We start from the raw sequence: 11,992 nt of genomic DNA on the forward strand, positions 1-11,992 counted from the left end.
CCCTTCGCCCCGCCGGTCTGGGCCTCATTCGGGCGCGGACCATCTCCCGCACGGCCTCGGCACCCCCCGATCAGCCAGCGCGTTCAGTTCGCCTGCACCAGCACCAGCTTGTCGGCGCTGGGCGCGGGGATGACGATCCTGGTCTCGCCCGCGATCCGGCCGAACGCGGACGCCTTCGCGACACCCGCGGGCTCGGCCGCCGGGTGCGCCGCGGCGAAGTCCGCATCCGCCAGGGCGGTGCTCACGTCGGACAGGACCTGGGACAGCGGCACGTCCAGGGCCTGGCAGATGGCCGCCAGCAACTCGCTGGACGCCTCCTTGCGACCCCGCTCCACCTCGGACAGATATCCCAGACTCACCCGCGCCGAGGTCGACACCTCGCGCAGGGTCCGGCTCTGAGCGATCCGAGCATGCCGCAAACTTTCCCCGATAGCCTCTCGCAGCAGCGTCATCTCGTTCTCCTTACGGTTCATGCCTCGCCGGACCGAGCCTCTGCACTGACAACGTCATACAGCGCCGACCGGTTCCCACGTCTTTCTATCCATACCCTCGCCCGGCCGCCCCGGTCGACTTCCCACCGATGCCACTACCTTGCCGACACTCGGCGGTGGCCCGGGCAGAAGCCCAGCTGTACCCATTGCTCACTCGCTTCGCTCGCCCAGGCTGCGGGCCAGCTCGGTGACGGCCGCGTGGACCGCCTCCAACCTGATCGTCCACCGGTCTCCGGACAGTTTCAACCGCAAAACCTCGGTGCTCTCGGGACCGGCGATGCCCAGGAACACGGTGCCGACGTCTTTGCCGTCCTGCGAATCCGGGCCCGCGACCCCCGTCAGGCCGATGCCCCAGTCCGCACCGCAGACTGTCCGCGCGCCCACCGCGAGCTGTTCGGCGGTGCCGGCCGCGACCGGCCCGTCCGCCGCCAGGGTGTGCTCGCTCACCCCCGCCAGGGTGTGTTTGAGGTCGGTGGCGTACACGATCAGGCCGCCGCGCAGGGTGGCGCTCGCGCCCGGGACGCCCGCGATCGTGGCCGAGAGCAACCCCGCGGTCAACGATTCGGCGGTCGCCACGGTCGCGCGGGCGGCAATCAACAGGCGTACCAACTCGGCGGCCGGAACCGCCGCGGTCAGCGGATCGGTCATCGCCGGGTGGCCGGACCCGACCACAGCCGGGCGGCCTGCACGACGTAATCCAGCCCCGTCACCACGGTCAGCGCCACCGCCAGATACATCAGCCACAGGCCCGCGGTGGCGAACGCGCCCGACAGCGGCAGCAGCAGCACCGCGATCGCGAGGGACTGCACCAGCGTCTTGAGCTTGCCGCCGCGACCCGCCGGAATCACCCCGCGCCGCACCACCGCCAGGCGCAGCAGCGTGATCCCCAGCTCGCGGACGATGATCACGACCGTGATCCACCAGGTCACATCGCCCAGCGCGGACAGGCCGATCAGCGCGGCGCCGATCAGCGCCTTGTCGGCGATGGGGTCGGCGAGCTTGCCGAAATCGGTGACCAGGCCGTACTTGCGCGCCAGCTGACCGTCGATGCGGTCGGTGATGGCGGCCAGGCCGAACAGGGCCGCGGCCAGGACGCGCCATCCGGTGTCGTGCCCGGTGCCCGCGAACAGCGCCAGCAGGAACAGCGGCACGATCAGGATCCGCGCCATCGTGAGAATGTTCGCGATGTTCAGCAGCGGCACCGCGGCCGGCTCGGTCGTACTCGCCGTCGCCGGGATCAGATTGGCCCGCGCCCTGGTGGTTTCGGATCGGGGTTTGGCCGCCTCCGGCTGCCGCGGCCGCAGGGCCTCGGTCCAGCCGCCTTCCATATCGTCGCTCTGCACGGTCACCGGTGCCCTCGGCCGAGATGGGCCCGGACGGATTCGGGCGGGCGGGCGGGGTGGATGTGCGGCACCACACCAGACTATCGGTACCCGCGCCGACTACTGTGCACCCCATGACGACACGGGCACCACACAGCGGATCGATCGACGGGGTTGAAGCAGGCACCCCGATCGTCCGCCGTGCCCGCACCTCCGACGTGCCGGGGATCAAATCGCTGGTCGATGTCTACGCGGGCAAGATCCTGCTGGAGAAGAACCTGGTCACCCTGTACGAGGCCGTGCAGGAGTTCTGGGTGGCCGAATTGGACGGCGAACTGGTCGGCTGCGGGGCGCTGCACGTGCTGTGGTCCGATCTCGGTGAGGTCCGCACGGTCGCGGTGCATCCCGAGGTCAAGGGCAAGGGCGTCGGGCGGCTGATCGTGGACCGGCTCATCGAGACCGCGCGCGAGCTGCAGCTGCGGCGGGTGTTCGTGCTCACCTTCGAGGTGCCGTTCTTCGAGCGGCACGGTTTCGCCGAGATCGATGGCACGCCGGTCACCGCTGAGGTGTTCGCGGAGATGTGCCGCTCGTACGACACGGGCGTCGCGGAGTTCCTCGACCTCAGCTACGTCAAGCCGAATACCCTCGGCAATACTCGTATGCTGCTGACGCTGAGCTGAATCAGGAGACTTTTCATGCCCATCTTCGCCGCCCTCTACACCTATGCCGAGTCCGAAGCGGCCGTGCGCGACGAGCACCGCCCGGCCCACCGCGCCTGGTTGCAGGATCTGGTCGAGCAGGGCACGGTGCTGACCAGCGGCCCGTTCCCCGATGGCTCCGGCGCGCTGATCCTGGTCAGCGCGGCGGACCAGGCCGCGGTCGAGAAGCTGTTCGCCGACGATCCGTTCGCGAAGAACAAGGCGCTCCACGAGGCGCGCTTCGTGGAGTGGAAGCCGACGATGGGCGCCTTCGCCGAGTAGCGGCGCACCGCACAACACGACACGGATCATCCCGCGCCGACGGGCCGCCTCCGCATCAGGACGCGGCCCGCTCCGGCTCGTCCGCCGCGGCGGACCCGGTCGAGCGGAATCGCTGCTGATACTTGCGCGGTGAAATGCCCAGGCGCCCAATGAATGCCCGGCGCATGGCCTCGCTGTTGCCGTAGCCGGCGGCGACGGCGGCCTCGGTCACCGAATGCCCAGCGTGCAGCAGGTCCCGGGCCGTGCAGAAGCGGACGAAGCCGACATACTCCGCCGGTGAGCGTTCCAGCTCGGTGCGGAACAGGCGGGTCAGGTGGCGCGGACTCACCTGGGCGTACGCGGCCAGGGTCTGCACGGTGTGCGGGTAGGCCGGATCGGCGCAGATCAGATCGACTACCCGGCGCACCAGCGCGCTGCGGGGCGCGGGGCCGTTCAGCGAGGCGGAGAACTGTGACTGCCCGCCGGCGCGCTGCATGTGGACCACCAGCGACTGCGCGACCCGCCGCGCCACATCCGGCCCGTGGTCCTCCTCCACGAGGGCCAGCGCCAGATCCACGCCCGCGACGACTCCCGCCGAGCTGTACAGGTTTCCGTCACGCACGAAGATGGAGTCGGGCCGCATATCGATCGCCGGGTACCGGCGCCCGAGTTCCCGCGCGAACTTCCAATGCGTGGTCGCCCGGCGGCCATCCAGCAACCCGAGCTCGGCAACCACGAACGCGCCGCTGCAGATCGAGGCGAAGCGCCGCGTGCGGGCCGAGAGCGAGCAGGCCGCGGCCAGCACCTCCGCGGTGACGAACCGCCCGGGCGGCGCCTCGCTGCCCGGAATCACCACGGTGTCGAAGCGCCCGGGGTCCGCGGCCGCCCCGTTGACCTCGATCCGGGTGCCGAGCGACGTCTGCACGGGCAGCCCGTCGGGAGACAGCAGCGTCACCTCGTAGTCGTCGACGGTCTGATTCGCCTCCACGAAAACCTCGGCCGGGCCCACGAAGTCGAGCGTCTTGACACCGTCGAAGATCAGGAAACCGATGCGCTTGCGCGGTGTTGCCGCGTCAGTGGACATGTCACCAGTATTATGGAGTCGTGCCTCCAGAACAAGGGGAGGCCATCGGCGCACGTGGATTGGTACGGTGACCCCATGGGACGGCCGAGACAGTTCGACGAACCGAACCTGCTCGACGCCGCCATCGAACAGTTCTGGTCCAAGGGCTTCGACGACACGTCGGTAGAAGAGATCTCGCAGATCGCCGGCGTCGGCAACGGCAGTATCTATGCGGCATACGGCAGCAAGCGCGGTTTGTTCCTGGCCGCGTTCGCCCGCTACTGCGATCGCCGGGCCGCCTTCATTCGCGAAACGCTGTTCGCCGCACCGGGTTCCATCCGCGCGGCGATGCTGGCGCTACTGTGCGCCGTCATCGAGGACTGCGTCGCGCAACCCCGCCGCCGCGGCTGCCTCATGATCAACAGCGTCGCCGCCCTCGGCGCGCGGATCCCGGAAGTTGCCGAGATCGGCGCCCGGACCACCGCCGCCATGGAGGACGCGGTGGCCGAATACCTCCGCCGGGCCGCACCCGCCGCCGACCACAACGCGATCCCCGCACTCAGCGCCCACATCATCCTGGTCTCGCAGGGCCTGATCCAGCTCAGCCGCCTCGATGCCCCGGCCCGCCGCCTGCATCAGATCGCGGAGGTCTCCCTGTCCACGCTGTCCCCGGCCTGGGCGGACCGCGTCGTCGTCTAGGCATACGTGCGCCGGGCGATCGGTGTCCCAATTTCAGGGATTCCTGGCCCGCGTGGCGGGGCCGTCGTTCGCCCTCGTGCCGAAGACTGGCAGGGCGCGCGCACCGCGCGCACTTCGACGCGACCTCAGGGAGAACGACTATGGCTGGCAACCCGCACGGCATCTCACTCGAACCCGCCGCCCAGGCCTTCGTGGACGCGACCTCGGAACCACCCTTCCTGTACCAGCTTGCACCCGAGGAGGGCCGCAAGACCGTCGACGGCGTGCAGGACTCCCCGATCTTCAAGCCGGAGATCGACGAGGAGTGGATCACCGTCGAGGGCGGACCGACCGGGCAGGTGCGAGCACGCATCGTCAAACCCAAGAACGCCACCGGCACCCTGCCGGTCATCATCTACACCCACGGCGCGGGCTGGGTCTTCGGCGATGCCCACACCCACGACCGCCTCGTGCGCGACCTCGCGGTCGGCGTGAACGCGGCCGTGGTGTTCCCCGAATACGACCGCTCCCCCGAGGTGCATTACCCGGTCGCCAACGAGCAGTCCTACCGGGTCGCGCAGTGGGTGACCACCGACGGCGCGTCCAAGGGCCTGGACACCACTCGCATCGCCATCGCCGGCGACTCGGTCGGCGGCAACATGGCCATCGCGCTGACCCTCATGGCCAAGGAGCGCGGCGATGTCTCCTTCCGTCAGCAGGTGCTGTTCTACCCGGTGACCGATGCCAACTTCGACACCGGCTCCTACCGCGAGTTCGCCACCGGCTATTTCCTGAGTCGCGAAGGCATGCAGTGGTTCTGGGATCAGTACACCACCGATGAGTCCGACCGCTCGCAGATCACCGCATCCCCGCTGCGCGCGTCGCTCGATGAGCTCGGCGGTCTGCCGCCCGCCCTGGTCATCACCGCGGAGAACGACGTCCTGCGCGACGAGGGCGAGGCATACGCCGCCAAGCTGCGCGCGGCCGGCGTGCCGGTAACCGCCGTCCGCTACGGCGGGATCGTCCACGACTTCGTCATGCTCAACACCCTGCACGACACCAATGCCGCCAAGAGCGCCGTAGCGCAGGCTGTCAGCGTGCTGAGCCAGGCTCTGCGAGACTGATCCCGATCCGGGCCCCGGCGGGCGACCTACCTCGCCCGCCGGTCCCGCTCTGCCACATCCACCGATCACGGTGCCCGACAACAGAATCCGAGGTTCGACATGACGACGTCAGAGAAAGTGTCCGATCTCGTCCGCTTCGAGATCGTCCGGCCCCGGCCGGGACATCACAGCTACCTTCTCGCCGCCGACAGTGGGAGCCTCTGATGGCCGCGTTGCATCGCTCGGTGGCGGACGATCTGGTCGAGACACTCGTCCACGCCGGAGTCAGCCGAATCTACGGGCTGGTCGGTGACAGCCTCAACGCCTTCAGCGACGCCGTGCGCCGTGACGGCCGCATCGCCTGGATCCACGTGCACAACGAGGAGGCGGCCGCCTTCGCGGCGTCGGCCGAGGCCCAGCTGACGGGACGCCTCGCGGTGTGCGCAGGCAGCTGCGGCCCCGGCAACACCCATCTGGTCCAGGGCGTGATGGACGCGCATCGCTCCGGAGCGCCGGTGCTGGCGCTGGCCTCGCACATCACCAGCCGCCAGATCGGCACCGGGTACTTCCAGGAGACCAAGCCCGAGGCGCTGTTCGCGCAGACCAGCCACTACTGCGAGACCGTCGCGCACCCCGATCAAATGAATCGCCTGGCGCGCAGCGCAATTCAGAGCGCGATCCTGGATCGCGGAGCGGCGGTGCTGGTGCTGCCGGGCGACATCCTGGCCGAGCACTCCGCTGGGGAACCGCCCGGTCGGCCCGTCCTCGCGGCCGGATCGCGCCGGGTGCCGGATCCCGCAGCGGTGGACGAACTGCTCACTCGAATCGAATCCGCCGAACGGATAACGATTTTCGGCGGCATCGGCTGCGCGGACGCGCGCGAGCAGGTGCTTCGGCTGGGCGGGCTGTTACACGCCCCGATCGGACACACCCTGCGCGGCAAGGACATCCTGGACTACGACAACCCCAACAACGTCGGCATGACCGGCCTGCTCGGCTACGGCGCATGCTATCGAGCGCTGCACGACGCCGATCTGGTGCTGCTGCTGGGCACCGACTTTCCCTACGACGATTTCCTGCCGCGGCGCAACAACATTCAGATCGACCTCGACCCGGTGCGACTGGGGCGGCGCGCGCCGCTGGCGCAGGGGATCGTCGCGGACATCGGCGCGGTACTGGATGCGGTGCTGCCCCGCCTATCCCAGCGCGTCGACCGCGGCTTCCTCGACGAGATGCTGCACGCCCACGAGCGGGCGCTGCGACACAGCGTCGACACCTACAGCACCCACATCGCCACCCACCGGCCGATCCACCCCGAGCACCTCGCCGCGCTCGTCGACGAACTCGCCGCGCAGGACGCCGTTTTCACCGCCGATACCGGCATGTGCTGCACCTGGGCCGCGCGCTATATCACCCCGAACGGGCGACGGCGGCTCATCGGTTCGTTCGTGCACGGTTCCATGGCCAATGCCCTGCCCATGGCGATCGGCGCGCAACTCGCGTATCCGGGCCGCCAGATCGTCTCGCTGTCCGGGGACGGCGGGCTGGCGATGCTGCTGGGTGAGCTGCTCACCGTCAAAACCCACCGCCTCCCGGTGAAGGTGGTGGTGTTCAACAACTCCAGTCTGGGCATGGTGCGGCTGGAGATGATGGTCGCGGGCGATCCGCCGTTCGAAACCGACCACGACGAGGTCGACTACGCCGCCATCGCTGCGGCCGCGGGCTTCCACACCCGCCGCGTCACCGAACCCGGCGAGCTGCGCGAGGCTGTGCGCGATGTGCTCGGACACGACGGCCCGGCGTTGCTGGACGTGGTCACCACTCCCGACGCTCTGGAAGTCCCCTCCCACCTGACCGTCGAGGAGGCGCGCGGGTTCGCCCTAGGCCTCGGCAAGACGATGGTGACCGGAGGAGTGGGCGAGATCGCCAACATCGCCCGCCTGAACCTGCGCAACATCCCGCGCCCCTGAGTCCCTCCGGGATCGGGGCGGTTCGGAATACTATGCGGGAACGATAGGCAGGAGAAGTACAGGATGGATCGCGTCGCACTGGCGGTGATGCCCGAGGCCGTGGCGGCGCACGAGGTTCCGCGGGAAGGCCGGGCCAATGCGTTCCGGGCGCTGCGGTCACGGCCGTTCCGGATCTACTTCGCGGGGCAGATCGCCTCCGCCAGCGGCACCTTCGTGCAGGTGACCGCGATCGGCTGGCTGGTGTTGCGGCTGACCGGATCCCCCGCTTCGCTGGGCATGGTGCTGGCCGCCGGTGGCCTGCCGCCGCTGTTGCTGGGGCCGTGGGGCGGAGTGGTCGCCGACCGGGTCGACCTGCGGCGCCTGCTGATCGGTACCCAGATCGCCTTCGGGCTGCTCGCGACGGCGTTGTGGCTGGCGGCGGCGACCGGACACGCGGGGGTGCCGCTGGTCATCGGCGTCACCATGGCCGGCGGGTTCGTGCAGATCGTCGACGCACCCGCGCGGCAATCGTTTGTCGCGCAACTCGTTCCGCCCGCGGACCTGGCCAGCGCGGCCAGCGTCAACGGGGTGGTGGTGAACAGCGCCCGGGTCGTCGGGCCCGCGCTGGCCGGGGTGCTGATCGCGTTCGTCGGAACGACACCGTGCTTCGCGGTCAATGCCGTCTCCTATCTCGCGGTGGTCGGGGCGCTGGTGGCGATCCGACCCCTCTCGGCCGCCGCCGCTGTCCGCGCGGGCTCGGGCGGGGTAGGGTCCGCGCTGCGTTATGTCCGCACCCGGCAACAACTCTGGCTGCCGCTGACGATGATGGCGCTGGTCGGCCTGTTCTCCTTCAACTTCCCGGTCATCCTCCCGGTGCTGGCGGAGCGCACCTTTCACGGCACGGGCGGCACCTACGGCCTGCTCTCGACCGTCCTGAGCGTCGGCTCGGTGGCCGGATCACTGGCGGTCGGGCTGGTGCGCCACCCCCGCCGTCCCTATCTGGTGGCGACGGCGGCGGCCTTCGGCGTCGGCCTCGCGGTCACGGCGGCCGCGCCGAGTCTGCCCCTCACCTGTGTGGCGCTGATCGTGAGTGGCTTCGCCGCCTTCAGCTTCGTCACCCTGGCATCGACCGCGCTGCAATTGCATTCGGATCCGAGTTATCGCGGACGGATCATGGCGCTGTGGGTGTTCGTGTATTTCGGCACCACCCCCATCGGCAGCGTCATCACCGGCTGGATCATGAACGCCTCCGGTCCACGCGCGGCCCTGCTGGTGGGCGCCGCCGCCTGCCTGGTCGCCAGCGCGATCGCCGCCCGGGTGCACACGCCGCCGCATCCGGACGGACCCGACCCGGCCGCGTGAGTATCGGGCGATAGCCTGTTCGCATGCGGATGACCGAGCGGGCGGCGCTGGTGCGGTTCCGCGATGCACGGGTGGCCCGCCTCGCCACGGTGAGTGCGGACGGCCTGCCGCATCTGGTGCCGGTGACCTTCGCTCTCGCGATCGAGAAACCGTGCCCCGTCGCAGTTTTCGCCATCGATCACAAGCCCAAGACGACCACGAATCTCCGGCGGCTGCGCAATATCGCGGCAACAGGCCGGGTTTCGCTGCTGGCCGATATGTACGACGAGGACTGGACCCGGCTGTGGTGGGTCCGCCTCGACGGCGCGGCCCGCATACTGACGGCGCCGCAAGACCGCGCGGCGCCGATCGCGTGGCTGACCGCGAAATATCCGCAGTACCAAGACAGTCCGCCGCAGGGGCCGGTGGTCCGGATCGAGGTGGAAACCGTCGCGGGCTGGTCCTGGAGCGAATAGTTCAGCAGCCGGTCGGCGACCCCCCTACCGTGTTACGATTCGGCATGCATCGATACCAGGGCATGGGGTATCCGCGACATTAGCCGTGGACTTGCCTTCGATGTATGAAACGGAGATGTCATCGCCACGGCGGTGATATCCGAGGGTGTGACCTGGGTTGAGCTGCTGGCACGGCCCAACCCAGGCATATTTTCCCACCCACACCTCATCGACGGCGGCAGGCGCTGCCCATGCGCACAGGGCTCACCGCAAGTGCGGGTTCACATTCCCTGGCACCCGCCGGCCGCCGTCGCCCTGTCGACTCAGCTGATGGTTGTCGAGGTGAGAGCCGAGTTCGGATTCGGATAGCAGACCGTGGCGACGTTCTGCGCACCGAACGGGGTCTGCACGTTGACCGTCAGCGTCATACCGGGACTGGAGAAGCTGGTACCGGCGTACTGGACAGTCATGGTCTTACCCGAGGCGCCGGCGGTGGTCTGGATCGCCTCCGCCGGCGGGGTGTAGGTGGTCCCACCCGATATCGGACCGGGCACGGTCAGCACCACGTTGCCGCCGGACACCGCGGCCGTGCCCGCGACGGAGCCGCCGGATGCCGTGACGCTGTTGGCCGTTCCGTTTGTCACCGTGGCGGTCATCACGATGTTGCTGACGTTGTTGACGGTGAAGCCGGAGGCGTTCGAGGGGACTGTCACCGAACCGGGGGTCAGGGTGACCGATACGGCCGACCCGGCGGTGGCGGTGGCGGGCGCTGTGCCGGTCACCGAGGTGCTCATGCTCGAGTTCGCGGCGATACCGTCGACTGTGCCCTGGCAGGTCCAGTTGATGGTGGTCGCGGCGTTGGCGGTACCGGCCAGACACAGCGTGCTGATCAGCGCCACCGGAGCGAGTGTCGCGACGCGAATGAGCGCAGCAGTAGATCTCATGACTGTCTTACTTTCTCGAGGGGTGCGTCGACGAAGTGGGGTGACCGCGCCGACACTGAAACGGACTCAAAATGTAACCTGTTCTCCCCACTCGCGTGACGCGAATCGCTTGCAAAATTTCGGTAAAATTTCCGAACGGTATCGATGACACCGCGAATCATGCTCAGCATCAGCATGTTTGACCGAGACCAATACCCAAACGGGTGACGTGTCACAAATGAGTCGCCGAAAATCGCTGTTCCGCAACGAAGTTGACCTTGAATAAACGCCTGTCACTGCAACGCGTTTCAAGGGATAAGCCCTCGAGTGATCTCGTACGCCGCGGCCATGGCGCCGAAAATCGGCACCGCATAAGATCTTTCCGCCACTGGCTCCCCAATCATGGTGAGCACGCTGAAGGAATGCGGAATATCGGGATTATCAATGTGATTCACTCACATCGTCACTCACTCACCGAAACATAAATGGTCGGCGGCGAGATCGCCGCACCGGTTGCTACCGAGTTACCCGATCGCGTACACGCGTTTCATTCTGCGCCACACCGTATCTCGCGCACCGGCGCCCGTCTCACTCGCGCCCGGCCACCCGCCCACAGCGCGGCAACCACCAGCGCGACGAAGGGCACGCCGGTACCGAAGAGCGTCGGATCGAATGCGCGCGCGGCCGGCCAGCCCGCCTGCGTGCGCCCCGAGCCCGCGAGAAACGGCACCACGAGCAGTACCCCCACCGCCAGTATCGCCTCGACCGCGACCGCGACCGGAAAGTTCCGCAGCGCCGACAGTCCGGCCGTGGCGTGATCGCCGCGTTCGCGCGCGGCGGCGATCCCCGGCAGCAGCACCCGGGAGTTGTATGTCCCGACGGCCGGCATCGCCGCCACCATGACCAGCTTCACGGTCAGGTGGCGGCCGTACGGGGTGGTCAGCATCTGTACGGGTGTTCCGATGTGCGTCCAGGTAAGCCAGGCCCCGCTCACGATCAGCACGCCTACCGCACAGATCGCGACGGTGCCGAACCTGACCCGCCGCATATGGCGCCGCGCCGCGCTCCGGATCGAGACGGAGCCGGCCGAAATCCGTTCGCGCTCAGCGGTTTCATACACGCACAGCACCGCTCGAAGGCGATCGATGGCCCGGACGGACGCTAGAACAGGCCGAGTTTGAGCATGAGGGCACGGTCCAGTGCGGCGATCTCACGACCATCGAGACTGCCTTTGAAATCGCCGAGACGCTCAGGCGACACCGTGTAGATCTGATCGGCGAGAATGCGGGTCTTGGTCCCGTCGAATTCGATTTCGGGTCGGTACACGGCCTGTCCAGCACTGGTGGATATCATGGCGACGATCACCGTGCTGGATGCGAACCGATCGGACTGGATGATGACGGCATAACGGCGGCCCTGCTGTTCGTGACCGCGTGCGCCGGGAAGTGCTTTGATCTCGTAGATGGCCCCCCTGAAGATCACGCGATGCCCATGAATCGCTGGATTGCCAGCATCTCGGCCTGATCATCGGCGTCGTCCGCGAGTCGCTGGGCATCGCCGTCGGCTCGCTGCAACAGCAATTGCTTGTAGGTTTGCAGCAGTGCGTAGCGGACTGCCTCAGATCGGGTGGTGTGCCGTGCAGCGGTAAGTTCGACCAGCGCTGCTTCCATCGCGTCGTCGGTGCGTACGTTCAAAGTTCCCATATCCA

The 11,992-nt window shown here is 68.2% G+C and carries 15 protein-coding genes; 7 read left to right on the forward strand and 8 right to left on the reverse strand.

Features of this window, described 5'->3' with window-relative positions:
- Positions 1-83 precede the first annotated feature (83 nt).
- From ABH933_RS29540 to pgsA, 3 genes are all read right to left on the reverse strand, one after another.
- Entirely contained in the window at positions 84-452 is a 369-nt protein-coding gene (locus tag ABH933_RS29540; RefSeq protein WP_429422456.1) for a helix-turn-helix domain-containing protein, read from the reverse strand.
- Between the two features lie 189 nt (positions 453-641).
- Entirely contained in the window at positions 642-1,139 is a 498-nt protein-coding gene (locus ABH933_RS29545) for a CinA family protein (protein WP_429422454.1), read from the reverse strand.
- Entirely contained in the window at positions 1,136-1,840 is a 705-nt protein-coding gene (gene pgsA / locus ABH933_RS29550; protein WP_429422452.1) for a CDP-diacylglycerol--glycerol-3-phosphate 3-phosphatidyltransferase, read from the reverse strand. The genes ABH933_RS29545 and pgsA overlap by 4 nt, the downstream gene beginning before the upstream one ends.
- Before the next feature lie 107 nt (positions 1,841-1,947).
- On the opposite strand from pgsA, the gene ABH933_RS29555 reads away from it, so the two are divergent.
- Positions 1,948-2,493 carry an amino-acid N-acetyltransferase gene (locus ABH933_RS29555; protein ID WP_429422450.1) on the forward strand — a complete coding sequence of 182 codons (546 nt, stop codon included), beginning with the start codon at positions 1,948-1,950 and terminating at the stop codon, positions 2,491-2,493.
- A 15-nt stretch (positions 2,494-2,508) separates the two neighbouring features.
- Positions 2,509-2,793, forward strand: coding sequence for a YciI family protein (locus ABH933_RS29560; protein WP_429422448.1), 285 nt, complete (start codon positions 2,509-2,511; stop codon positions 2,791-2,793).
- Between the two features lie 55 nt (positions 2,794-2,848).
- Here ABH933_RS29560 and ABH933_RS29565 read toward each other — a convergent pair whose 3' ends face one another.
- Complete coding sequence (locus ABH933_RS29565) at positions 2,849-3,856, reverse strand: GlxA family transcriptional regulator (RefSeq protein WP_429422447.1); 1,008 nt, start codon at positions 3,854-3,856, stop codon at positions 2,849-2,851.
- 75 nt (positions 3,857-3,931) lie between these two features.
- Between ABH933_RS29565 and ABH933_RS29570 the strand changes: the two genes are divergently transcribed.
- The 5 genes from ABH933_RS29570 (at position 3,932) to ABH933_RS29590 (ending at position 9,382) form a co-directional block, all read left to right on the forward strand.
- Positions 3,932-4,534 (forward strand): TetR/AcrR family transcriptional regulator, encoded by a 603-nt coding sequence (locus ABH933_RS29570; protein ID WP_429422445.1) that lies wholly within the window; start codon positions 3,932-3,934, stop codon positions 4,532-4,534.
- Between the two features lie 140 nt (positions 4,535-4,674).
- Positions 4,675-5,637 carry an alpha/beta hydrolase gene (locus ABH933_RS29575; protein WP_429422443.1) on the forward strand — a complete coding sequence of 321 codons (963 nt, stop codon included), beginning with the start codon at positions 4,675-4,677 and terminating at the stop codon, positions 5,635-5,637.
- Positions 5,638-5,849: 212 nt separating this feature from the next.
- Positions 5,850-7,586: a thiamine pyrophosphate-dependent enzyme gene (locus ABH933_RS29580; protein ID WP_429422604.1), complete on the forward strand. Its 1,737-nt coding sequence runs from the start codon at positions 5,850-5,852 to the stop codon at positions 7,584-7,586.
- Between the two features lie 63 nt (positions 7,587-7,649).
- Positions 7,650-8,927, forward strand: coding sequence for an MFS transporter (locus ABH933_RS29585; protein ID WP_429422441.1), 1,278 nt, complete (start codon positions 7,650-7,652; stop codon positions 8,925-8,927).
- Positions 8,928-8,950: 23 nt separating this feature from the next.
- Complete coding sequence (locus ABH933_RS29590) at positions 8,951-9,382, forward strand: TIGR03668 family PPOX class F420-dependent oxidoreductase (protein ID WP_429422439.1); 432 nt, start codon at positions 8,951-8,953, stop codon at positions 9,380-9,382.
- 302 nt (positions 9,383-9,684) lie between these two features.
- Here ABH933_RS29590 and ABH933_RS29595 read toward each other — a convergent pair whose 3' ends face one another.
- From ABH933_RS29595 to ABH933_RS29610, 4 genes are all read right to left on the reverse strand, one after another.
- Positions 9,685-10,305: a hypothetical protein gene (locus ABH933_RS29595; protein ID WP_429422438.1), complete on the reverse strand. Its 621-nt coding sequence runs from the start codon at positions 10,303-10,305 to the stop codon at positions 9,685-9,687.
- Between the two features lie 526 nt (positions 10,306-10,831).
- The gene (locus ABH933_RS29600) at positions 10,832-11,404 is read right to left on the reverse strand and encodes a CopD family protein (protein ID WP_429422436.1); all 573 of its coding nucleotides are present in this window, start codon (positions 11,402-11,404) and stop codon (positions 10,832-10,834) included.
- 41 nt (positions 11,405-11,445) lie between these two features.
- Complete coding sequence (locus tag ABH933_RS29605) at positions 11,446-11,766, reverse strand: type II toxin-antitoxin system PemK/MazF family toxin (RefSeq protein ID WP_429422434.1); 321 nt, start codon at positions 11,764-11,766, stop codon at positions 11,446-11,448.
- Positions 11,763-11,987, reverse strand: a complete 225-nt coding sequence (locus tag ABH933_RS29610; RefSeq protein ID WP_429422432.1) for a hypothetical protein — start codon at positions 11,985-11,987, stop codon at positions 11,763-11,765. Before ABH933_RS29610 ends, ABH933_RS29605 begins: the two co-directional genes overlap by 4 nt.
- Positions 11,988-11,992: the final 5 nt, after the last annotated feature.

The organism is Nocardia sp. GP40 (assembly GCF_050434125.1).
Classification (GTDB): domain Bacteria; phylum Actinomycetota; class Actinomycetes; order Mycobacteriales; family Mycobacteriaceae; genus Nocardia; species Nocardia albiluteola.